We start from the raw sequence: 24,658 nt of genomic DNA on the forward strand, positions 1-24,658 counted from the left end.
CTCCTACTATTCTATCAAACGAAAGGCAAAGATTACCAGATATTTTATTATATTTTCCTAGACAATATGAAAAAGGCTATTGAACATATGTTCAATAGCCTATTACTAAAATATTATTCTGCTAAAGGTAAAACGCTCATATTTGTGCCGTAAGAATATCCATTACTGTATACGTATGCTTTTGGATAATTTGCCCCGTTTAGGTTTTCTGGAACAATCTCGAACCAAGTACCCTCATTAGTTCTTGACTGTACTTCTGCTAATACAAGCACTGGACTACCAACTTTTGTAATTGGATAAAGCTTGTTATCTGCATTTGCTGTTGTATCGCTTCTTACATTTGTACTAGCAAATAGTGTGACAGCAATGTCGTATTTATTTCGTTCAAGACCGCCATAATACTTGTCCATTCTGTACATATAACCGGCAATTTTTTGTCCCCAGTATGGATCTGAAGCATAGCGTACGTTCATTCCCAGTTCTTTATTTCCAAGGACCTCTCCGTTTGCTTTCCAGCTCTCCATAAAATATCCTGAGTTAGGCTTCAGTAAATATTCTGTGACCAGCTCTACTAAACAAGCTTCATATGTCGGAAATGATGCACCACTTTCATAGGCCGTGCCATCATATGCCTTCAAACCAAATAAATTCTTTTTGTCCTTTGCTAACGCACTTGTTCCCCAGGCACTTTCATGAATCGCATGAGCAAGCAGATACATTGCGTTGACATTGTATTTTTCTTCTATATTTTTAAAATCCTGTCCCATCGTTTCCAGGGGTGTGCTACCAACTGTAGCAGGCTTGTTATTTTTTACGAAATTATTGATTTGTTCAGCAGTATAGCTTGTTTTTGTATATAGAGGCATCACATTGAAATACTGGTACTTGTCATAAACGGAACCAGTTGCAACAGATTTGAAGGTATGTCCATCTGTACTTCTATAATTCCCGTTTGGCATATTTCCACTGCTTCCATACTCATATGATCCGTAAGCATTCGTATTAACGTTATAAACAACATGCGTTAGCTTGCCACTTTCGGCTTTGTAATAGGAATATCCTTTTAACGTTACTGTTGGATGTAAAGTTGCTTCGCTCATTTTAAAATAACCAACAGTGTTATTAAACTTGACTTTTACCCACGTTTCACCTGCGTCCAAGAATTCCGTTTCTGTCCCTGCGTTTATACTAAAATGATTTGCACTGAATGCTGAACTCGTATAAAGCGTTGAAGCGAGTGGAGCCTTTTGGGCAGGTGAAACAACTCCGCTCTTCATATAAACAACTTGGTCGTCCTTTAAAACAACATGATTGCTCTGTGTCGCTGCTGCTTTAGCTTGATCGTATGTCTCATATTCTTTAACTTTCGTTGTTTCATCCGCTGTTACGGTCGCCAAATAAAAGTTTGGAACTGGCGGTGCAGGAGGACTTTTCATCGTATCCAGCATGCGCACTAAAAAGGCGCTTGCCGTTCCTCTTGTTGCTACTTCTTGAGGACGGAATGTATTGTCCGTGTTTCCAAGAATAATTTTTGCATACACCATACGTTTCACAGATGTTACAGCCCATTCCTGAATCTTATCCTTATCTGTAAACTTCAGCTCTGCTTCGGGCAGATTGATTCCTTTATATTGTAAAGCCCGGTCGATCATGGTCGCCATAGCTTCTCGTGTGATATGTTCATTCGGTAAAAACTTTCCGTCCGGAGTCCCAGTAACGATGTTCATTTCGACAGCTTGCTGAACAGCCTTTTGATACCAGATACCTTCTTTAACATCAGAAAAATACTTGGGGTTAATGACTTCCAAGTTTTCCGCTTCTAACACACGTACTAATAACACGGCAAATTCAGCACGTGTTACATTGCGGTCCGGTGAATAGTAAGTCTGACCATCAATCACTTCACCTTTTAAGTGTCCTAACTCAATGAGCTTTCTCATTTCCTGCTCAAAAGGATGGCCCGTTATATCGTCCGCAGCACTGATAGAATTCGTGCTAAACAAAAAGACGAATGGCAACAAGAACAACACCAACCATTTTTTCACAATAATTCCCCCTGTTTGTAAAAATTACTAAGTTTCCCACATCCTCTATTAATCTACCAATATTCAACAAAATTTTCTAGCAACTTTAAGACTATCTTTTTTTATACAATTATTGCAGAAAAAAGAAAAAGAGTACTTTAAGGTAATATATTCACTTTCACAGATGGAAATAGCCCCTCTATCTTGGCTTATAGACCTTCCACTTTGACGCGTAGAAACTCTCGTACAGTTCATAGCCATCTATAAAATCACTCTGCATTACCCAAAAGAAAAAGGGCTGACTTTAAAGGTTCCGCATCGTCCCCTTTTTTTGTCTGCCCAACTAATTTATTTATTTATTTATTTATTATTTTGATAATCTAATTCATCTAAAGTATAAAGTTCCCAACGTTTACCTTCTAAAGGAATATACAACCACTGATATGTCTTTTTCTTCTGTTTTCACTATGTGTAAACCTATGGAACGATATTCTTCACAAACGGTATCTTTTGTAGAATCACTACGGCCAAATAACTAGTTAAAGTGACGACAATAAAGGTTACAGGTACACCGAACAACACGTGGATCGTTCGGCTATGCAAAGCGAAACCAAAGAGATCTTGAAAATAACTTGATTTATATAATGTTAAAAAGACAGGGTGAATCAAAAAGATTCCAAAGCTTGCTGCTGCAAACGAACGTAAGAAAGGCCCTTCAATGTTAAACGTATGTTTAAATAAAACAAAAACTGCTGCGGACACGAGTACTGTATTTGGTGCTAGATAATCGATCCAGAAAATATCTAGTGAACCTTTGGACAATGTAGCCCAGTACGTACCAAAGATGGTAACCAGCAATCCGGTAACTCCGCCAGCATAGATGAGCATCGTTACTTTTTTACTTAGTGTATGTTTAGCAAGTAAATATCCCAGTAAGAAGTAACCTGTAAAGCCCCAGAACATCCCCAGTTTAAAACCGATGTGCATGGACGTTAAATAAAAGGCTACCAACTCAAAAGTTAGTGCGAACCATATGGCTACAAAATAGATCAATAGTTTGGTCTTATGTGCAATCGCTCGAAAAATAGGTGTTGCAAAATAAATACCGACAATCATGTAGAGAAACCATAAATGATAATACGTTTTGTCGCTATATATGTTTTTAAGTGCAGTTTCAATAGAAAACAGATCAAGTTGTGTTCTCATTTTGAAAACCTCGTAGAAAAGAGTCCAGAAAAGAAATGGAATGATAATCTTTGAAGCTCTCTTTCTAAAAAATAAAGAAAGCGGCTCTTCTTTACCAAGGAGAAGTGCTCCGCTCACCATGACAAATACAGGTACACTCCATCTAGTGAAACTCTCAATAATTGTAGCGAACCACCATGTTTTTGATATATCGACCACCATTAGGTTGCCTACAACATGAATCATAATTACTGCCATAATAGCCAATGATCGAAGTGCATCAGCGTATCGGATCATGTTTTTCCCTGCCTTCTTTTAAATATGAAATTTTCATGAATTCGTCTTAATCATACAAATCCGTTTGATATATGACAATATTTTATTTATACGCAGCAGATTATTTAACCATTTTTGACAAAATCATTCTATTTTTGGATATTTTTATAAATCCTTGTGATATACTAGTTTCAGTATTTAATAAGGAGAGAGTAAGATGTTGACCTACTTGAAAAACATCATAGATGAGCAGCAAAGAACGTTGAAGAAATACACGAAAATGGTAGACCAAATTAACGAGTTAGAAACTATTTTCGAAAAATATACAGATGATGAATTGCGAGCAAAAACAGTTAAGTTTAAAGAACAGCTCGCAGAAGGAAAAACAATCGATGACATAAAGTTCGAAGCGTTTGCGGTTGTACGTGAAGCTTCTAAGCGTGTGCTTGGCATGCGCCACTTTGACGTACAGCTGATTGGCGGACTTGTTCTATTAGAAGGAAACATTGCTGAGATGGCAACGGGTGAAGGTAAAACGCTTGTCGCTTCCCTTCCCTCTTATGTGCGTGCGTTAGAAGGCAAAGGCGTTCACGTGATCACGGTTAACGAATACTTGGCACGCCGTGACAGCGAATTTATCGGACAGATTCATTCATTTCTTGGTTTAACAGTTGGACTGAATGTTCCGCAGATCTCACCTGAAGATAAAGCAGCTGCGTATCAAGCTGATATTACATATGGTGTCGGTAATGAGTTTGGTTTTGATTTTCTCCGAGACAACATGGTGCAGCACATTTCCCAAAAGGTTCAGCGTCCTTACCATTTTGCGATTTTGGATGAAGCGGACAGTGTGTTAATTGACGAAGCACGGACTCCGCTAATCGTTGCGGGTAAAACACAAGTAAGCCAGGAACTGCACTATGTTTGTGCACAGCTTGTTAAGCGTTTTAAAGAAGATGACCATTACATTTATGATCCAGAAACAAAATCCGTAAGCTTAACAGATGCGGGTATTGATAAGATTGAAGCATGTTTCGGTGTTGGCAACCTGTATGAGTTGGAACACCAAATGCTGTATCACTATGTTCTTCAAGGATTGCGTGCAGCAATCATGCTGAAGCGCGATGTTGATTATATTGTCCGCAACGGAAAAGTTGAGCTTGTTGACCAGTTTACGGGCCGTATTTTAGAGGGACGCAGCTATAGTGATGGCCTTCACCAAGCAATTGAAGCTAAAGAAGGCCTTGAGGTTACGGAAGAAAATAAAACGCAAGCTTCAATTACCATCCAAAACTATTACAGAATGTACCCGATGGTTTCTGGAATGACGGGAACTGCGAAAACGGAAGAAAAAGAATTCCGTGATGTGTACGGCATGCATGTTATTCCGATCCCGCCAAATAAACCCCGTCAGCGTGAAGATTTGACGGACCGTGTTTATGCAACACATATGCAAAAGTACGAAGCGATTGCTGAGGAAGTAGCTCGCATCCACGAAACGAAGCAGCCTGTTTTAATTGGGACAACTACAATCGCACAGTCTGAAGAAGTGGCGTCCTACCTTGATAAAAAAGGCTTAACATATCAACTGCTGAACGCAAAGAGTGAAGAGCAAGAAGCACAGTTGATCAGTCTTGCTGGTCAAAAAGGACAGATTACAATCGCGACAAACATGGCTGGCCGCGGAACTGACATTTTACTTGGCGAAGGTGTAAAAGAGCTTGGCGGGCTTTATGTTTTAGGAACAGAACGTCACGAAAGCCGCCGTATCGATAACCAGCTAAAAGGCCGGTCTGGACGTCAAGGTGATCCTGGACGCTCTCAATTCTTTGTAAGTATTGAAGATGAAATTGTTAAGCGTTTTGCTCGTGACGAAATGGAAAAGTTACAAAAAGGAATGAAACTGGATGATACAGGTTTGATTTTAAATCATAATCCGGTTGCATTTATGGACCGTGTACAACGGATCTGCGAAGGCTTCAACTATTCAAGCCGTGAATACACGCTGAAACTGGATGATGTGGTGAACCAGCAGCGGACGATCATTTACAAACTGCGCGATCAGCTTTTAGTTAAAGAAGAGGTCTTCCCTTATGTAAAAGAAATGGCTGAGGAAGCGATTGAAAAAGTGTACAACGACCATATTACAGAAGATTTACTGCCTGAGGAATGGCCGTTGCATGCCCTGCAAAACGATTTGAAAATGATTTTCGTGAACCATATTCAATTACAAGAACGTTATCAGGAAGATTACGAGCTTCAGAACGATTTGAAGTCACAATTATGTACTTATTTGGAAAAACTCGAAGCTTTTATGAGTGCGGACGAAAAGACTGCACAATGGCTAAAAAGATTTACAGTTTCCACATTAGACCGTGAATGGGTGAGTCATTTAGAGGCGATGAGCCATTTAAAGGAAGGAATCGGGTTACGCAGTTACGGACAGGAAGATCCAATGCGGATCTATGAAAAAGAAGGCTTGCAGATTTTTATCGGTACACGCCACAAGATTCATAAGGCAGCCATTCGCCAGCTGACTCAATTAATAAAAGCTTTTGAAACGAAAAAACAAAAACTGAACCAATAAGGAGGTCCAATCATGCTTTCTCTTTTTAAGAAAAAGAATTTGACTAAAACGGGAGAAGACACGACGGTGTCCTCTGAAGAACTTTTAAATGAATTGGTTGAACAAGGTGCTGAGGACGAAGTTGAAACAAAGTTGTACTACTCCCCTGCCTATGAACCTGCACAGGAATTAAAATATGTATATCAGTTTTTAAACTTGGAACTTTCGCCATTAAAGCCTAACCAGATCTCCTTGTCTGGAGTGGATTTGAAGCAAGAAACTGAAGGCGCAGTTACAGTAACAGCGTTTATTCGCAACAGTTTGAGTAAGGCAATTCAACTTCAGGAAATGCCTTTATTGTTAGTGGGAGCAAACGGTGAAAAATTAGCACGAAACGTGTTTAATCTCTCTGATGTGGGAGAGATTCCCGCGGAGAGCAGTGTACCTTGGCTGTTCACATTTAAATCGGGTGACTTGTTTGTTGACGCCGAGAGTGAACTACCGAAGACAGGTTGGAAGCTTGCATTCGAGTTGAAATCGCAGAAAAAACACGTTTTAGAACTTGAAGAAAGCTGGGCGAACAGCCTTCCAGAAGAAGATAAGGCAAAATTACAAGAGCTTGTCGATGGTATGGCAGCACCGAAGCCTGGTGAAGTGAACTTTATGGGACTTCAGGCGAAGAAGTCTGATGATGGTAACTTGCATGTGACGATGCTGATCCGCAACGGTTCGGATAAAAATATTCAATTGCAGCAGCTGCCCCTTGAAGTGGTAGATGCGTCCGGTGATGTTATCGCAAAAGGAGGATTTGCCCTGAATGATTTTGAAGTGAAGGCAAACACGAGCAAACCATGGACGTTCATCTTCCCAAGCTCATTAGTATTGAAAGAAGAAATTGATCTTTCTACTTGGAAGGCGTATCCGCCACAGCAGCAAAATTAATATAATGAAGCTTTCAAGAAGCCAATCCTCGGGACTTATTAGAATAAGTTCGTATGAGGGTTGGTTTTTTGTGTGTGGAGTGCTGGTGGAGGAAGGTAGGTGGTATGGGAGTGTGTATGCCAAAGTGTGTCGACTCGTGAGTATAATTAGATTTCCGTGAGATTAAGTGGGATTTCCGTGAGAATGCGTCGTATTTCTGTGAGATTATTCAACATTCTCGCGAGAATATTTCAGCTTAAAGTTACTAACTAAAACTCTCCTGCCTACTAAACCACATAAAACACCGTAAAAACCATGCCCAAATCACTGGGCATGGTTTCCTCTTTTACTTAATTCTCTTCCACCAAAGGTGTTTCTTCTACATTCGGAACAGATTGAGACTCAATCTGGCCATTTTCTGATTCCTTTGATGTATTTTGCTCATCTGCTACTGATTCCTCAGCTTCAACATCTTCAGCTGGTTCTTCAACTGCTGGAGCTTCTTCTGTAGGTATCGTTTCTGCTGGTTCTACTGCCTGAGGCTGTTCTTCAAAAGATTGTGCTTCAGCTGGAGAATCCAGTTCTGCAGCAGGCTGTTCAGCGGCAGGTGCTTCTTCTGGGTGCTCAGCTGCAGCTTCTGGTGTTACAACGTACACCATTCTCTCTTCTGGAGAATAAGAAACGTCAAAGCCGAATGCTTCAGAAATATCACGGATCGGAAGCATCGTTGTACCATTGTCTAGAATGACTGGTCGGTTGAAGTAAATGTATTTTCCGTTTAGTGAGACAGTTCTTAATTCGAGGTTGATCACCATCGTCTTATCATCTTTCACAGCTGTTACAACTGGATGATTATACGTTACCGTTGCACCCATTGCTGTTAATAGATTACGAAGCGGTAAGTAAACTGTATCGTAGCCATAAAAATGAGCGGCTGGATCAAAGTTTTGTTTCACACCGTTTATTGTTACACCAACAGGGTTTGGATCTTTTATGTGTGAGTATTTAACGTAATAATCTTGGATAGATACTGTGTAAGTGTTTCCATCCCACTTCGTTTCAGCACCAAGGGCATCTGCGACAAAGCGAACTGGAACAACCGTATGTCCACCTATAATTTCTGGTGCTGTATCAAACGTGATGGTAGATGTACCTTTTGCAGATACGACCGTCGCCGTTTTGGACCCAATCTTCAACGTGATGGTTCTGTCCCATCTTGTTGCTTTAATTTCTTGTGTAGCATCGTTAAATTTCACGGTCGTACCTAATTCTTCAAATACACCGCGGAGCGGAACGTAAGTGCGGTCATTTTTCATGAATGGTTCTTTTTCATAAGAGAAAAGTTTTCCATTTAGGTAAACTGTTACTTTTTGTTCTGGTTTATAGCGCGGGCTCTTCACATACAATTTGTAACCCTCTTGCGCCACATATAGCCCCACATATTTATTCTGAGACCAAATAGTAGGGTATTCTGAAACTGGCACGTGCGTGTTGCCTGCATAGTTGCCAAGTTCAGGCGTAAAACCTGGACGCTTGTACTTGATGATGAACCAATCTGTAAATCCGCCACCAGAAGGATTTGTTCCTGGATACACTAAGTCGTAACCTGTCATATAACCGATCGTTTGGGCATATTTATGGTCACGTTCTTTCCAGCTACCTGTTTGGTGAAAATTCCAATATAAAATCTCACCACTCGTGTGATAAGCGACAGCCATCTCAGGGTTAATCTGATTCGTAAAGTTAACAATCGCTCTTGATTCAGCCTGATTTACAGGCGCAGTACCTTTGTAATTACTCCAGGACGGACCTGATTTATTGTTCTTAATGTTTGCCCAGTCAGCATCATACTGACGATTGAGGTCAACACCTCGAGCATTCGCTTTCCAGCGTTGAAAATTTGTGCTTCCTTCATTCATATTAATCAGTTTCCAATGGTCAGCTGACGGAAACTTAGAGAGTCCATATTGCTGCAATGTCACTCCATCCGGATTTACCATCGGCACGAACCACATTGTTGTTTTGTTTAGAATGTCGCGTACATTATACTTCCCAATATAATCCCCATTCGTATATGCGCTCGCGTACTCGTCGATCATGTCCATTGATAGATTTGTTGAAATCCATTCACGGGCATGATGCGATCCGTTAACGAAGACGTTCGCATTTCCTTTCCCCAGCTTGATTGCATAGATCGGACGATTGTATTCACTGCGCCCGATTTCTTTATAGCTGATCAATCCAGGATAGTGAGCGGCAAGCTCTTTCATGTCTGTAATCATCTCATCATATGTATAAAATTGATTTCCATTAACAAGATCGTGAGCTGCTTCCGCTTTATGGCCTCCCGTAAAGCCAAATACAGAAAACATGGAAATGATTAGACAAAGAGCTATGAAACTATGAAATTGTCTTTTCCCCAAAAATATTCTCCCCTTCCAAAATTAAGCTACCTTTGTAGCGTATAAGTAATATGTTTTAACGTCAATGTCAAAAAGTCTTATATTTTGTCAAACTATTGTTACAAAACATCTAATATTTGCCTGATATATGAATTTTTATATAAAACAACAAAAACCTGCCCATATTTGGACAGGTTCTTGTTAGGATGTGTTACTTAGTATTCTTATTATCGGTTATATTTACATAATGTTTAATGTTTTTAAAAGTATTTTACTGATTAATATAACGGTCTAGCATAACGGAAAATTCAGCTCGAGTGATTGGATTGTTCGGGCGGAAAGTTCCATCCTCATATCCTCCTACAATGTCGTTTGCCAAGACCTTTAGAATGGAATCATATGCCCAATAACCTAATTTTACATCAGGAAAAGATTTCGTTGTCGTACCTTTTAATTGATAAGCTCTTTCAACAATCGCAGCCATTTCTCCACGTGTCAACGTTCCGTTCGGTTTGAACGTGTTGTCAGGGTATCCTGTGATTGCACCGATTTCGGCGATAGTCGCGATCTTATCATAACCGAATGTTGCAGTTGATACATCCGAAAAGCCTGGATTTGTAACGTTTGCAGTATTTAATCCCATTTGATTTGCAATCATGATGGCAGCCTGAACACGAGTGATATTATCGTTAGGTCCAAACTGACCGTTTTGATATCCATTGATGATCGACTGGCTGGATAATCTTAAAATCGACGTTTTTGCCCAAGGTGCTTTATCTAAATCTGTAAACACAGGTTCGACATAGGTAGAGTCATAGACAGCCTGCAGTTTTTCAACATAAATCGTACCTTTATTCTGTTTCGTAACGTCCGTCTCTGCCATATAAAGTTTTTTGAACTTTATCGGAAATGCTAGGTTAGTATCTAGCTTAGCTTCTCTATAACCCCAGCCATCCCATGTCATTCCGCCTTGACCTGTAAAATCAATTCTTTGAGTTTGTCCTTTTGCGTCAATAATTTCTCCACGCAGCCAATGATCTGAAGCGTCATTGTGTACCCAAACACCGATTGACTTCGGTGTTCCTTTTACAGGGATGGATTGTTTCGTTGATAGATAAGCTGCCGTTGTTCCGCCGCCGCTGTTCAAGAAGTCGTAATCTACCCGTGCCGCTGATCCTTCTCTTGCATAGTAGGTATCAGAAGATAGTGTTACTTTTGCAAGAGCTCCCTCTACATGCCAGTTGCTTAAAGAATTGAACGTATCAAGCGGTAAAAATTTTGTTCCAGCCGGTACTGAGCTCGTTACTTCTACAGGAATTTTTGCAGTAGCTCCGCCGCTACTTGCAACAATTGTCCCTTTACCTTCTTTTTTCGCATAAAAAACGTTCCCTTGCATCGTCCCTACATCACCTTCAACTGACCATGTAAGCTGGGAGGCTGATAGGTTAAGAGGATTATAGTTTTCATCAAGTGCGTATTTTAATGAAATTGGTGCACTCATTCCAACCTCCAATGATGGAGCTGCTCCTAAGACAAGCATATTAGCAGTGCCTGTTGCTGCTGTGTTTACCACTTCAAGGATTGTCGAAACCGCACGCTCTGATCCGTCAGAAGGTACGTTCATCAGAACTGGCTCATACCCTCCGTATGGACGTGCCACCATCGTGGATGACCCGCCTCCATCTAGATTCATCGCATAATCTGCACCAAGTGAGATCAGGTAGTTTGCCATTGAAGTTAAAGATGATCCTTTACTAGTAGAAGTACCTTTATCATTCACAACAAAAAATAGTTTCTTAGCGTCTTGATCATAGGCTACGACGGTACGAGCATTCGGTCCATACACAAAATAGTCCTTTGAAGACATGGAAATCTCAACTTGTCCGTTGCGGACAAGCATCGGACCGCTGCCTAAAATGAACTTCGCGTCTTTCCATTTTGCTTCAATATTTGCCGAAACTGAAACTGAGTCTCCAACTTTTACTCCTGCAAGCTGATCAGAGGCTGCACCGCCTGCAAATGACACGATCATTCCACCATCAGGAATTGTGTGATTAGCCGTTTGTCCCATTCTCACAATCTTTGAAACGGTTCCAGTAATGCTATCACCAAAACCGATTTGAGCCGGATCTTTAGATGTATTAGTTATGACGATCTCAGTTCCCCATTGGTTAGTACCGGAAGTTGATAGTTTATTGTTTTTGTTATAAAGAATACCTCTTTCTGCCTCACGAACAGAGTTTATACTATAAATCGGCAAAGTTTTACCACTAAATCCAAATGATAAACTAGGCTTTGTGTAATCAATAATTGGCTCACCGTTCGCACCAATCCCAAAACCAACCGCCACATTCATAGGAGAAGTAACGTCTTCTGTTACAACACCATAGTTTAAAATTTTGTTGTCTTGTGAAAGGATACTTGTTGCCTGATAGCCATAATCCCCGTTTGGTCTAAAGAAAGAAGCATTTACCGCTCCAGTCACAAAATGACCTGCACGGTTATCAAGTTTAGCTCGTTTTAAAACAGTCATTAGAGAAGTGATCGGATTTGGAACTCCAATTTTAATTTGCGTATTTGGATCTTGTCCCCATTTTGTCTCAATCATATAAATATCTTGTGGATTACCGCTATTATATGTAATTTTTTTATACGTGGCAGACTTTGATAGTTTGTATTCGTTTACGGTTTTCCCGTTTTCAAAGTCTGACGCATCTGCTGAAGCCGCCCCTAACATCGCTTGACCGGCCAACAGTAAAGCCAAAACTGCCCCTGTTTGTTTACGAAATCTTTTCCCCCGCATTACTTTCTCCCCCATACCATGATGAAAATTTTACCAACATATTCTATTTTATAATAGAATCCATAGATTGCAAGATTATGTCAAAATATAGTGAAAAAGCACTAAAATTGTTTTACTAGGAAAATAAAAGTAGATTTATGTAGGTTTTTCTAGTAAGGGGTTTCAAATTTTAGAAAAGTGTCCCGATTCTGAACAAAACAACTTTTCTATTAAAAGTGGAGGGGAACATTGTTTTGAAGAGTAAATTCCTGACTGTACTTACTTTGTTTTTTGCGATCTCATTATTTGTCCTCGTTAAACCTGCAAAAGCTGATCATGGGAACTCTCTCATTTTTGCGGCACACAATGACCAGGTTTTATTCGATCTACAGTAATCTCGCGAAAACCATGGTGAATCTCACGAAAAGTGCACACAATTGCGCGAAAAATCAGCTTATTTTCACGAAAAATTATACTATAATCGCGAGCCGACAATCCCCGACATCTCTCGTGAACAAAATAAAAAAGTGTCTCACCAGGAGACACCCTTTATTACTTAAAACTCTAAATATGATTTATACCAATCGGAACTATAGACATTCCATACGCCATCGCGCTTAATAAGGTAGTACTCGCCAGAGCGATCTTCTGTAAACTCATCAACAACCTTGCCTTGATCATCCGTTTGAACATAATCAATCACGAAGTTTTGTACATTAACTTTTGCTAAATGGGAAGATAAAGCTTCTACTCCCATAGAAGGATGTGACACGATTTCACCTTTTAACGTATCACCAGCTTCAAAAACAGCAATTTCGTTGAACCACGCTTCATAAGCTCCCGTTTCGTAGCCAAGACCATATCGAGTTAATTCGTTTACTTCATATAATCCATCTATGTCTTTTGCATTTACAGCAGTAAGCGTATCTGATTCGCTGCTCAAGATAAGCCCCGTTACTTCCTCTTCAGTCGGAAGATCGATATCTTCAAGCCATAATGCACGCTTTAACATAACAGTTGCTTCTGAACGTTTCGCATTGCTGTCAGGTTCTACCGTCGTAGTCGTTTTTCCTCTTAAGATATCCACTCCACTTACCTCGCGGATATAGTTGTAAGCCCAGTGGCTCGTTTTCAAATCAGAGAAGTTCTTTGGCGTTCCATCTTCAAACGTTACAGAAGGATCAAATGCTAATTTGATAATCTTCGCGATTTCGGCACGCGTAATATTCATCTCAGGCTTAAATTCCGTATCTGTTTTACCATTGATGATGCCAAGCGCACTTGCGATATTGATTTCTTCTTTTGCCCAGTGCTTTTCAATATCTGTAAAAGCTTTTCCTTGCTTATCTGTTTCAAGCTCAAGTGCGCGAACGACTAAAACTGTAAATTGGGCACGCGTGATTTTCGCTTCTGGTTGTAAGTAAAGGCCATCATCAGCTCCACGTACTCCTCTAATGATATCAGCTTGAAGCATGTTCTCCATGTCCTCTTGAGCCCAGTGCCCGTCAATGTCCTCTGCTAAGTAGTAGTACCACGGATCTGGGTAAAATTCTTCGTCCTCATTTGCAAAAGCAGTTTGTGTGAATGGTGAGACTAAAAGTGCTGCAGCCAATACGCCACCGATAAACTTTTTCATTCAAGCTATCCCCTTGTTTTCATAATTTGTTATTACAGGAAAATTTTATATACTTTCACCTGCGTTGTCTTGTATCTAATTTACTATTTCTAATTTCGTAAAGAACTATATTTCATTTTCATAGAATAGTATAGTTCACTCAGAAGAAAAGCTTTGAGTAAACTCAAAGCTCAACCCAAGATTTTATTCTTCCCAATCATCTTCCCAGTCTTCATAAAGGTACCATTTAAGGTAATCAGTTGCATAAACTTTCCATGAACCATTGCGTTTCACTAACAAATACTCACCAGACATGTCTTCAGTGAAGGAATCTTCTAGTATAACTCCAGTCTCTTCACCTGTTTCTTCATCAATTTCTGGATAGGTGAACGTATTTTCAACTTCAAGATTCTCGACATTCACTTTTGCAAAACGAGTAGAAGATGCAGTTACTGTAAGCGTCGGATTACTGATAATTTTATATTCATCTTTATAATCTTTCATGTACTCATCTTCAAACATCCAACGGCTAATTTCGATGCTTTCAACACCGATCATATGTGCCATTCCGAAGTGGTTTTGGTCGTTTAACTGAACAAGTGCATCAATATCACGATTGTTGTATGCTTCATACCCAGCATGTTCGTTCTCTATGATGAATGTTGTTAAATCAGCATTTTGGGGTTTGCTGACTTCTTCTTTCCAAAGTGCACGGTGTATCATAACAGCTGCTTCAGCACGTTTCGCACTCTTGTCTGGAGAAACGGTTGTTTTTGATGTGCCGCTTACAATCCCTACTTTTGTTGCTTCACGGATTTCATCGTATGCCCAATGTGTACTCTTTAAATCAGTAAAATTAATTGGCGTTCCTTTTTCAAAATCCACAGTAGGATCAAAAGCTCTTACAACGATTGCAGCGATTTCAGCACGTGTAATCTTTCCTTCAGGATCGAATGAAGATGCAGTCTTCCCGTTAACAATTCCTAATGCACTAGCAGTATTGATCTCATTCTGTGCCCAGTGCCCTTTTGTATCTGTGAAGTTTATTCCTTGCTTAGTAGTTTCAAGCTCAAGTGCGCGAACAATCATCGTCACGAACTCAGCTCTTTTCACTGTATTTTCAGGGTTTAAATACAGGTACACTACATCTCTTTTACGGTCCACTACTTGCTGACCTTTTAAGATATCTGTCTGAAGCATATCAAGCATTTGTTCTTCAGCCCAATGCCCCCACGTATCATCCGGATAATAAAAATCCATTGGATTTTTTAACTCCTCAGCTTTTACTGGTGCAGCTAATGATCCAGCGATAATTGCGGCACCTAGTAATCCCCCAATAAACTTTTTCAAAAAAGTTCCCCTCATTTCAAAATATTATACATTACGGAAAAATTTTATATTTTTTACATCGCTTTGTCCTATGCCATTTGTACTATCTTTCCTAAAATAAAAAACACTCCATTCATTGATACAACAGGTTTGTACAAGGTTCTATCTTCTAAGGCAAAATTAGTTCCCACTTTCTTCTTAATTATGATTGAAAATAAAAAAAAACTTACTCATTTTATTAAAATAAAGAAACTCACCAATTCAATGATTGGTGAGTTCAAAATGTTTAAAACTATTCTTTTTTCATAAACTTCTCTAACACATCACTAAAAATAATTTTATCTGATATGGAAAGTTCTTTTTTCGCTTGATCATAAGCTGGTTTACAGAGATTGATGTCTGTAACCTTGCCTGTCTTCCCATCAAAACATGTTCCTTTATCGAAGAATCCATCAACGGATGATTTGTATGTGAAGTCTCCGTTAGTGAAGGAGAGATCACGCTGAACAACAAGTTGGTTCTTCTCTTCAAACAAGTTACCGCCCATCTGGAAACGGTCGTCGAACGGAACTCCAAGTGCATGAAGAATCGTTGTTGAAAGGTCTAACTGTCCGCCCGTTCTTTCATACACGCCTTTACCTTCATCATTCGGCAAGTGCATGACAAGCGGCACTTCATGGAACGTTTTTTCGATATTATACGGAGTGAAATCTTCTCCCGCAATTTTCATCATCGCTTCATTATTATCAACACCATAGTCATGGTCTCCATAAAGAAGCAGGACCGTTTCATCCCAAAGGTTTTCTTTCTTCAGACGTTCAACAAGCATACCGACTGCTTCATCTACATAGTGAACGGAATGTAGATAGTCGCCGACGATCGAACCCTCGTATTCTCCTACATCCAGTGTACGGAATTTAGACTGGATGTTATACGGATGGTGACTCGTGAGTGCTACCATAAATCCGTAAAACGGTTTTTTCATTTTCATTAATTCGTCCACTGATTGCTGCATAAATGGTTTATCACCAAGCGTCCAACCTGCAATCTCTCCGTCTTTAAAGTCGCCTTCACCGAAGAAGTGGTCAAAACCATAGTTATCATATACGACATAACGATTCCAGAAACTCTTTTTATAGGCATGGAACGCCGCTGTTTCGTATCCGTTTTGTTTTAAGATACCTGGCAATGAATCAAACGTGTTGCTTGGATAACGAACATAAACGGATCCAGAATATAACGGATGGAGAGATGCGTTTGCCAAGAATTCCGCATCAGATGTACGACCTTGTCCTGTTTGAAGTGAGAAGTTCGGGAAGTACATGCTATCGTTGATCAGTTTATTGATGTTCGGCGTAATTTCTTCACCGTTAATTTTTTGATTGATCACGAAGTTTTGGAAGGCTTCGAGTTGAATCATAATCACATTTTTATCTTTCGCCACGCTATAGAACGGCGTTTCCTTGCTCATCTCTTTTTGATGATCGTTAAACCAATTTTCGATTTCTTTGGATTCTTCTGCAGAAATTTTTTGCTGTTGGAAGAACGCTTCGTTTACGTAGCGATAGATGTCAAAGCCGTGGAATCCTAAAAGACCGGTTTGACTGTATAGCGCCATGTTGTACCAGTTGCTCGCAAAAAGTGCAGAGCCGTACTTTTTCGTATATTCGTTAATCGGGCTCATAACGAAAAGATAGCCTATAACCAATGCTGCAAGTCCGAGTGCACCACGTGTAATCGCACGAGCTTTCAGATCACCGTTTCCACGTTTAATTAAAATGATGACAAGCGGAATTAAGACGATTAAATCTGCGATAAAAATAATGTCCTTTGCTTGGAACAAATCTAGTATACTACCAGAAATCGCACCGACCTGATTTGCTTGAGACAAAACGGTCATCGATAATAGGTCGTTAAAGTAGCGGTAGTAGATAAGGTCACCAACGATTAAAAACGTTAAGACCGCATTAAGGATAAGCAAACTGATCCAGCGTTTGCTTTGCTTTAAGAAAAGCGTCCAGAAAGAAACTAGCAACAGTGCCCCGACGCTGATTAACGTTAAACCTGCATAGAACCCAATGATGGTTCCTTCATTTAATAGTTGGCTCAGGCTTTCTTTTATGTAGCCAACTAGGCCCGTTCGAGCAAAAACTGTATCAGAAAAAGCGCCAAATAAGTAGAGTTTAAGAAAAACAGCGAGTAGAAAGGCACCGTAGAAAAAATAGTCCCATCCCCAACGCTTGAAACCTTGTAGAATCATTCAATTGTATCCCCTTTCAGTACCTTTCTCATTTTACATTTTTATATAAAAAAGGGCAAACGTCCCTGATGGGAGTTTACCCTTTTTTAAGAGAGTTAGTCTGCAGTTTGTTTATGGTGGATATGTCGAGGAATGTTGGCTCGCGAGATTACACAAAAATTCGTGAAATTGCCGTTCATTTTCGTGAGATTACTAGGGAAATTCGAGAGATTAACAAAATTCGAGAGATAAATGGATCATTTCACTTTTTGTCACTCCCCAATTAATGCTCCAAACTAGCTTCATCAGCTATATAAAAAATGAGAGGAGAATAGATATGAATAAAATTGAGCTAAAACCACCAATAATTATTAAGAAACTGGAGATCTTATTGAAGCGAAGCTCCCACACACATCATAAAAGACCTCAAATTTTGGATAGCCACCGAAGATTTAGCTGGGTTTACTGTTGAACAATCTCTGAAATACTTTTATCGCTATTGCCAAAAGATGGACTCCTATATCTTCCGGGGTTACGAATCATGCATGATGAATACTATTTTCAGATGGATCAACTTATACTTACGCCTACATTTCTACTCATTTTAGAGATTAAGAACCTTGCCGGACACCTTTATTTTGATGATAAGGTAAAACAGATGATTCGGATGCTGGACGGGAAAAGGGAGTGCTTTGAAGACCCCATTGAGCAGGTAAAGCGGCAAAGTTACCACTTAAAACAAATTTTGAGGCAATGTAAGTTTCCTATCATTCCGATTGAAAGACTTGTTGTCATTACAAATCCATCTACGATTGTAGAATTCTCCCCTTCATATAAAGAAGCACTCGCAAGAGTTATCAAGAGTGTTCAACTTCTTCATAAGTTCACGCTATTCCAGCAAAAATATCAAACTCCTATATTGACGAGTAAGGAGATGAAGAAACTTAGTAAACAATTGTTTAAATTACATGACACCCACGATCCGGATGTTTGCGCTCTGTTTCAAATGGACAAACGCGAATTAGTGAAGGGCGTTTTATGTCCCAAATGTGACCAGTCTTTCATCTTGTACTATAAAGGAGCAAATTGGCGGTGTCCCATTTATCAACACAAATTAAAAAATGCTCATGTGGACGCACTTATAGATTACACTCCTGATCTCACCCAACATTACAAACCAAGAATGCAAAGACTTCTTAAATCTCCCCTCCAGAAGTATTACAACGTACCTCCTTAGAGCACTAAATCTTCCATATACAGGATCTACAAAGTCACGTTCCTACAACTTATTGCCGCTAATGAATGTCACATAAAAAAAGACAGCCCCATTATTGGAGCTGCCTCGTATGACTTAGTTAATCTTCATCTTTAAGGAATATTGAGTTAAGGATACGTTGCCAAAAACATCGTTTACTTTGATGAAGTATTTTCCACCTTTAATGTTGAAGTTCAATACTTCAGCATCACCAAGTGCATAAGTATCAGATGTTGCGACTAGTTTTCCTTTGCTGTCATAAAGGCTGATGACGCCATCGATCATTTCGTTGTCAAATGAAATTTTACCTGTGTGTGATTTATCAAAGCTAAACGTATACCAGTCAGCGTCTCCGTTAGCTACCCCAGCATTCAGATAGCCTTTGCTTTCCCACTCTTTTGTAGAGTTGCGTTTTAGTACGATCGGCTTGGATGGAACGTTGTTTTTCACAGCAGAACCAGTATCTTCATCCTTCGTGTTAACTGGTTTTACAGTCAGTTCGTACTCGTTAAGGTTCGGACTTGGGAAATCCCACAGCCATTGGTCAGCGATTACGAAATATCCTTTACCAGCTTTTGCTTGGAATGAACCTTGTTCCGGTCCGCTATCCCAGCTCTTGTCATACATACGTGCAGAGCTATATTCTTCCGGATCTAAAATGCGGTTGCCGTTTTTGTCTTCCAAAATGGCGATTACTCCGTCAATTGGTTTTAACAAGTCCGGATATTTTTCCTGCATTTCTTTAGTAGGTGCAACTGTTTTGTAATGTACACCATACAAGCCGTTCGTTTTTGCTTTAACATAATAAGCATCATAGTCGCCGTTCATCGCGTAGTTACCGCGTACTGTTTCAGCAGCCATGTCTTTTACTGGTGTTTTTTCAATATCATTGTTTGGCTCGTACTTGTCTTCCGGATTTTCAACCACAACTTTTGAAGTAAAGCTGTACTTATCAAAGCTTGGTTGATAGTTAGGGTGCATCACACGGATAAAGTATTCTTCTCCAGACTGTAGACCTGCTGAAAACTTATCTTTAGTTCCGATATCGAAGAAGCCCCAAGTGATGTTCGTTGCAACAGGTACAAGTGTTGTAAATCCATCTTCGAACTCCATGATCTTCATGATTTCCATTGCTGGAACTGCTTCAGAAGCACTTAAGTCGATTTCAAAGATTGCGCTCTCTTCTACTTCAAACTTGTAGAAATCTTCATCACCAGCATATTGGAAGTATCCCTCTGCACCTGCTTCAGGATCGTACTCTAATGCTGCTTCACGAATGCGCTCGAGCATTGCTTTTTCTTCTTCCATCCAGTCGTCTTCGCCACCCATGGAATCATGGTGGTTCTTTTTGTACTCATTGCGCTTAGAGATGTACTCTTCAACATCCATGTCGCCTTCCATGTACTCTTCTTCTAGATGCTCACCATTCGGGAAGCCATCTTCATCTTCAGATACAGGTTTTGCATCAATAGTAAGTGAATACGGAACATGTGAAGAAGGATATTCACGGTTCATTCCATCTTCAAACAAACTCATTGGGAAGAAGAATCCTGGTGTATGGTTATCAACTTCAACCACATACTCCATGCCAGGCATTGCTTCAAAGGTTAGAACTTCACCTTCACCAGTTGGCTTTAGGTTTACGATATCCATTTCCTGCTCCATTGGAGGCATATCCTCTGGCATATCTTCAGGCATGTCTTCCGGCCATGGCTCAATCATTTTCAAGCTAAGCGTCGAGTCGATTCCAGGAACGCCGCTAATAGCAACTTTCACAATCTGAGACTCTTCTGTTTTAAACGAATAAAAATCAGAATCTCCGTCATGACCAGTGAACGTCCAATCACCTTCCCCTTCAGAAACAAACGGGAATGATTCAACCGCTACCGGATTTTCACGCGTGTTTGTATCCTCAAGTAAACCATCAAACTTCTCAACTGACAGTTTATAAGCAGACTTGCCATCTGCATTGTAGTTTCCGTTCACGTCACTAACGCCGATCACAAGCGTTCCATCTTCAGGCACTTCATACAAATGACCTTCTGTTTTGCCTTCAAGTGTCTTATTTACGTCCTTTTGAAGAGGCTTAATCGCTTTTCCAGCTAGATAATACGTAAACTTGTAGTCATAATCAGCTGAACCTTCTAGAACCGTTTGAACAAGTTCACCCTTTTTCACTGGGAATTGGATAAACTGCTCTTCGTATGCCTTTTTGATGGTGCCTTCTTTCACCAATTTCTCGGAAAGATTCACTTTTTCAGCTGCTTTTAATAAGCTTGTCTTACTTTTTGCAACATAAACAGAGCTAGGAATTTTAGAAATGTCAAAGCTTAACGCCTTAACAGGATCCACAAGACCGTTCGCATACTTAATATCGTAGCCTTTTGCACCAAGATCTTTACCGGTTTGCTCTAAGATATACTCGATCTGTTTAGGTTTAAGATTAGGATTTTTTGATAATAAAAGAGAAGCCACACCCGCTACTACTGGAGATGCCATGGATGTTCCGCTAAGTTTATAGAAAGTGGATTTCTTCTCGTAATCATAAAGCGGTGCATATACATCCTCACCTGGTGCTACTACGTCCACAGATGGTCCGTATGTAGAATAAGTAGAAAGCATATTATCTTTGTTTGTGGAACCAACAGAAATTACCCCTTCAAAAGCTGCAGGATAACTGTTCAGGTTCATCCCTTCATTCCCCGCTGCAGCAACAACTGTTACGTCAGCTGCAATGGCCTTTGCTACCGCATCTTGGATCAGCGGAGACGGGAAAATACTTCCTAAGCTCATGTTGATGACTTTTGCTTTTTTCTCAATGGCATACATAATAGCGTCCGCGATTACGTAATCCGAAGCTCCGCCCATACGGTCAAATACATCGATCGGAAGAATCTCAACGTTTGGGTTAATCCCGTAACCGCCGACACCATTTCCTTTTTCTGATGCAATGATTCCCGCAACATGGGTACCATGATAATCAGGTGCACCTTGGTTCATTGGGTTTACCGCATTATAGGACGGCAACAGTTTGTTTTTTAATTCAGGATGCTTTGAATCGATCCCCGTATCGATAACAGCAACACGTACTTTGTTTTTACCAGCCATAGATTGAGCCTTGTCCACATTTAATAGAGACATGTGGTATTGCTGATCAATCTTTGGATCAGTCGTCCCAAGTTTAACGAAATTCGCACTTGGTGAAACAATATCTACTTTGCTTAGTTTGCCGTAAGCTTTTATTACGTCTTCCATCTTCTTACCCTTGTTAATCTTTACAACATCGTACCCAAGAGATGTAATTCTGCGTTGCAGTGTTGCTCCCGCTTTTTTGTGATCGCTGGTTGACAACGATTTGTTGTACTTTACGACTAACACAGAGTCACTAATCTGGTCTTTTTGCTTAGCCAGATTGTACGGGTTCTCCTTTACTCGATTTCCTGGTTTAAATAATTCGGAGACTGGAATAGAACTCTTCTCTGCAGAGTATTGATCCGTCTCGGCAAAAACAGGCGCAAAGCTTGAGCCTATTAAGCTGACAGACAGTCCAAGCGACGCCAGCGTTTTATGCCATTTGTTCATACCTTCAACCCCTCTAAAATAGAAATTTTTGGTACCTCTCGTAAACTAGTATAGCAAATTTTCAAACTATTTTACAAATTTTTACAAAAATATATTACTATCGTTTTAATAGAAAACCTTTGAAAAAACGTTTGCAATTTCCCTAACTAAACAAGCCCTTTCAACAATAATAGAAAGGGCTTTAATCCATTTAACAAAATATTGACATTTAAGACTTAGATGGTGAATTTAAATTACAGAATTGGGAGCTTCTTCTTTGTTTTCCTTGATCTCACCTAAAAGATATTCCTTAGTTAATCGTTATTGTCGTTTTTGTATTCGGGAAAATCTTTTCGATCTTAACCTCAACTTTTCCATTCGCTCGTTGGTTAGCATTCACATAAAACAGATTATTTATCGGAAAAAGGTATTGTTCCCATGTAGAACTATAATCATAGAATTCAAATCTATTTTTTGTGTAGGTTCCATACTCAGCTTTCACCTTGTCGCTATATTTTTTACCGATTGCTGCGACTTCCCCATCTACCACAAACGAAACAGTTACCGTCATTAAACCATTCTTTAAAATATCAAACTCAGCCGTTGCGTCATGTCCATATAATTTCATTGGAGCATATGCGATGACTTCTCCATCACCAAGGTCAAAATACTTTGTCACAGAAACAAGTTTTTCAATGTCTGACTTTGTCATTCCTTTGGTAAAGGGCTTTAAAAAATTCGTAAGTTCGCCTGAAAAAATATAAACCGTTTGATTATATCCAGACCATTTCACATCAGCACCCATTGCTTCTCCTACAAATCGAAGAGGTACAAATGTACGGCCATCCTTTAGTCTGGCTGGTACATCAATAGCTTTTTGTTTTCCATTAATTAAAACGTTTTTTGAATCTAATGTTAACTTGACTGTTCCTCCTGTATGCTTTACAGATACAGACCGTGTTTCGTTATTCCAGGTAACTTCCCCACCTAACTTTTCAAAAACGCCTCTGAGGGGAACCAGCACTCTATTATTGTCCATATAAGGCTGGACATCAAAGATTAATAGATTGCCATTGACTTGTACTTTAATTTCACCTGCTGCCTCCGTTTTGGTTGGCAATAGTGAGACGAGCAAAAACAACGCTAACAAAAAAACAATCATTTTTTTCAAAAGTATCCCCCTCTTATTCATATTCCATCTATATATCGGCTTTATTCAAACTGTTTAAATAGTCAGATAATGTCCAATAATTCCAATAGAAAAGCCGCTTTTCTCAAAGGAAAAGCGGTCATTTACTTAGTTGGCTATAAACGCATTTCTTGTTACTGGCTCCCATTCTACTGTTGCCCCAATGGACTCAGAGATGAATCGAAGTGGAATCATAGTTCTGTCATTTATAATTTTGGCTGAAACGTCAATCTGTAACAGCTTCCCGTTTTTGTATACTTTATTCGAATCAATAAACAGCTTAATCACATCAGTATCTTTCTTAATGATTACTGATCTCGTTTTATTGTCCCAGCTTACTTCAGCTCCTAGATCGTCAAACACACCTCGTACATGGACAAGTGTTCTACCATTGATAATTACGGGATCCTGTTCAAAAGTTTGATAGACTCCGTTCACAAAAATAGAATTTTTATAGTGGTGTGTTATCTCAGGGTATACCACTTTCCAAAATTCATTTGCAATCGTTTTGTATCCACTCAATCCAGGATGAATATCTTTTGAGTTAGGTAAGTAAACTTTAGGATTAACCGCAATCGCGTCTTTGGTTGGTACATAAATGGCACCTTCACTATTAGTAGCATTCTGGATGGCTGCATTTAGTTGATCTAATATAGGAAGAAACTGATTTTGTTGCTCAGTCGGCAAGTATGGATAAGCATTGTAATATCCCATTACATATACCTTTGCATCTGGATTAAGAGTGTTGATTTCTTCTAGAATGTCTTCCAAGTTGGTCTCAACTTGTATTAAAACTTCTGCAAGAACTGTGGGTTCAATGAAAAGTCCCTCTTCTGTGCGTTTCATTTTTCGTAGAAGGTCGTTTGCTCCAGCATCTAAGGTAATTACGTCAGCTTTTGCGATGTTGCCTCTGATTCCAATCGTCTCACCGGTTCCTTTTTTGACGTCATTGAAGATATCTTCGAGCACTCTTTGGGAGGTATAACCGGAAAAAGCATATTGTTTAGAAAAGGACTGCAGAAATCCTATTCTTTTTAGATCTTCTGAAAGTATATCCGTGTACCCTTTACCTAGTCTCATGTATGGGTTTTGCCCAACTGCTAGAGAATCACCGAGCGCTAAGTAGGTTACAGATTTTGTTGCAAAAGCTGCGTTTGTTGAATTTGAAAAATTAAATGTGATTATAAGTGTTAAGCTTAAAAACCAAGAAACTATTAATCTTCTTTTCTTGAACAAGATTTATCCCCCTTTTCATTTAACCATCAGAATCATTAGAAATTTGTACTCATTATAAGTTTTTTACCAATTTATAAC

At 39.5% G+C, this 24,658-nt stretch carries 14 protein-coding genes; 4 read left to right on the forward strand and 10 right to left on the reverse strand.

What is annotated here, in order from left to right; all coding sequences use genetic code 11:
* Positions 1-113 precede the first annotated feature (113 nt).
* Positions 114-2,045 (reverse strand): S-layer homology domain-containing protein, encoded by a 1,932-nt coding sequence (locus ACFQ4X_RS13770; RefSeq protein ID WP_379835993.1) that lies wholly within the window; start codon positions 2,043-2,045, stop codon positions 114-116.
* A 456-nt stretch (positions 2,046-2,501) separates the two neighbouring features.
* Positions 2,502-3,506, reverse strand: a complete 1,005-nt coding sequence (locus tag ACFQ4X_RS13775; RefSeq protein WP_379835995.1) for an acyltransferase — start codon at positions 3,504-3,506, stop codon at positions 2,502-2,504.
* A 196-nt stretch (positions 3,507-3,702) separates the two neighbouring features.
* Here ACFQ4X_RS13775 and secA2 point away from each other — a divergent pair, with 196 nt between their 5' ends.
* On the forward strand, positions 3,703-6,072 hold the full coding sequence (secA2, locus tag ACFQ4X_RS13780; RefSeq protein ID WP_379835997.1) for an accessory Sec system translocase SecA2: 2,370 nt from the start codon (positions 3,703-3,705) through the stop codon (positions 6,070-6,072).
* 12 nt (positions 6,073-6,084) lie between these two features.
* Positions 6,085-6,993, forward strand: coding sequence for an accessory Sec system S-layer assembly protein (locus tag ACFQ4X_RS13785; protein ID WP_379835999.1), 909 nt, complete (start codon positions 6,085-6,087; stop codon positions 6,991-6,993).
* Between the two features lie 329 nt (positions 6,994-7,322).
* Here the strand turns inward: ACFQ4X_RS13785 and ACFQ4X_RS13790 are convergent, their stop codons facing one another.
* Both ACFQ4X_RS13790 and ACFQ4X_RS13795 read right to left on the reverse strand, forming a co-directional pair.
* Positions 7,323-9,395 (reverse strand): stalk domain-containing protein, encoded by a 2,073-nt coding sequence (locus ACFQ4X_RS13790; protein ID WP_379836001.1) that lies wholly within the window; start codon positions 9,393-9,395, stop codon positions 7,323-7,325.
* A 250-nt stretch (positions 9,396-9,645) separates the two neighbouring features.
* Positions 9,646-12,177, reverse strand: coding sequence for an S-layer homology domain-containing protein (locus tag ACFQ4X_RS13795; protein WP_379836003.1), 2,532 nt, complete (start codon positions 12,175-12,177; stop codon positions 9,646-9,648).
* A 233-nt stretch (positions 12,178-12,410) separates the two neighbouring features.
* Here ACFQ4X_RS13795 and ACFQ4X_RS13800 point away from each other — a divergent pair, with 233 nt between their 5' ends.
* Positions 12,411-12,551 carry a hypothetical protein gene (locus tag ACFQ4X_RS13800; RefSeq protein WP_379836005.1) on the forward strand — a complete coding sequence of 47 codons (141 nt, stop codon included), beginning with the start codon at positions 12,411-12,413 and terminating at the stop codon, positions 12,549-12,551.
* 161 nt (positions 12,552-12,712) lie between these two features.
* Here ACFQ4X_RS13800 and ACFQ4X_RS13805 read toward each other — a convergent pair whose 3' ends face one another.
* The 3 genes from ACFQ4X_RS13805 to ACFQ4X_RS13815 all read right to left on the reverse strand — a co-directional run bounded on the left by ACFQ4X_RS13805 (position 12,713) and on the right by ACFQ4X_RS13815 (position 17,360).
* Positions 12,713-13,792 carry an S-layer homology domain-containing protein gene (locus tag ACFQ4X_RS13805; protein ID WP_379836007.1) on the reverse strand — a complete coding sequence of 360 codons (1,080 nt, stop codon included), beginning with the start codon at positions 13,790-13,792 and terminating at the stop codon, positions 12,713-12,715.
* A 183-nt stretch (positions 13,793-13,975) separates the two neighbouring features.
* Positions 13,976-15,121: an S-layer homology domain-containing protein gene (locus ACFQ4X_RS13810; RefSeq protein WP_379836009.1), complete on the reverse strand. Its 1,146-nt coding sequence runs from the start codon at positions 15,119-15,121 to the stop codon at positions 13,976-13,978.
* 271 nt (positions 15,122-15,392) lie between these two features.
* Positions 15,393-17,360 carry an LTA synthase family protein gene (locus ACFQ4X_RS13815; RefSeq protein WP_379836011.1) on the reverse strand — a complete coding sequence of 656 codons (1,968 nt, stop codon included), beginning with the start codon at positions 17,358-17,360 and terminating at the stop codon, positions 15,393-15,395.
* 478 nt (positions 17,361-17,838) lie between these two features.
* On the opposite strand from ACFQ4X_RS13815, the gene ACFQ4X_RS13820 reads away from it, so the two are divergent.
* Positions 17,839-18,576 (forward strand): nuclease-related domain-containing protein, encoded by a 738-nt coding sequence (locus ACFQ4X_RS13820; RefSeq protein WP_379836013.1) that lies wholly within the window; start codon positions 17,839-17,841, stop codon positions 18,574-18,576.
* 114 nt (positions 18,577-18,690) lie between these two features.
* On the opposite strand, the gene ACFQ4X_RS13825 is transcribed toward ACFQ4X_RS13820, so the two are convergent.
* The 3 genes from ACFQ4X_RS13825 to ACFQ4X_RS13835 all read right to left on the reverse strand — a co-directional run bounded on the left by ACFQ4X_RS13825 (position 18,691) and on the right by ACFQ4X_RS13835 (position 24,580).
* The gene (locus ACFQ4X_RS13825; RefSeq protein WP_379836015.1) at positions 18,691-22,176 is read right to left on the reverse strand and encodes a S8 family serine peptidase; all 3,486 of its coding nucleotides are present in this window, start codon (positions 22,174-22,176) and stop codon (positions 18,691-18,693) included.
* A 289-nt stretch (positions 22,177-22,465) separates the two neighbouring features.
* Positions 22,466-23,317, reverse strand: coding sequence for a copper amine oxidase N-terminal domain-containing protein (locus ACFQ4X_RS13830; protein WP_379837178.1), 852 nt, complete (start codon positions 23,315-23,317; stop codon positions 22,466-22,468).
* A gap of 135 nt (positions 23,318-23,452) precedes the next feature.
* Positions 23,453-24,580 (reverse strand): stalk domain-containing protein, encoded by a 1,128-nt coding sequence (locus tag ACFQ4X_RS13835; protein WP_379836017.1) that lies wholly within the window; start codon positions 24,578-24,580, stop codon positions 23,453-23,455.
* Positions 24,581-24,658: the final 78 nt, after the last annotated feature.

It is taken from the genome of Fictibacillus halophilus (genome assembly GCF_042680145.1).
In the GTDB taxonomy this organism is placed as follows: Bacteria; Bacillota; Bacilli; order Bacillales; family Fictibacillaceae; genus Fictibacillus; species Fictibacillus halophilus_A.

Excerpts from the sequence above, each read along its gene's own strand:
- ACFQ4X_RS13830 (WP_379837178.1), bottom strand. The coding sequence starts at position 23,317 with ATGATTGTTTTTTTGTTAGCGTTGTTTTTGCTCGTCTCACTATTGCCA.
- ACFQ4X_RS13805 (WP_379836007.1), bottom strand. The coding sequence starts at position 13,792 with ATGAAAAAGTTTATCGGTGGCGTATTGGCTGCAGCACTTTTAGTCTCA.
- ACFQ4X_RS13775 (WP_379835995.1), bottom strand. The coding sequence starts at position 3,506 with ATGATCCGATACGCTGATGCACTTCGATCATTGGCTATTATGGCAGTA.
- ACFQ4X_RS13825 (WP_379836015.1), bottom strand. The coding sequence starts at position 22,176 with ATGAACAAATGGCATAAAACGCTGGCGTCGCTTGGACTGTCTGTCAGC.
- ACFQ4X_RS13795 (WP_379836003.1), bottom strand. The coding sequence starts at position 12,177 with ATGCGGGGGAAAAGATTTCGTAAACAAACAGGGGCAGTTTTGGCTTTA.
- secA2 (WP_379835997.1), top strand. The coding sequence starts at position 3,703 with ATGTTGACCTACTTGAAAAACATCATAGATGAGCAGCAAAGAACGTTG.
- ACFQ4X_RS13785 (WP_379835999.1), top strand. The coding sequence starts at position 6,085 with ATGCTTTCTCTTTTTAAGAAAAAGAATTTGACTAAAACGGGAGAAGAC.
- ACFQ4X_RS13815 (WP_379836011.1), bottom strand. The coding sequence starts at position 17,360 with ATGATTCTACAAGGTTTCAAGCGTTGGGGATGGGACTATTTTTTCTAC.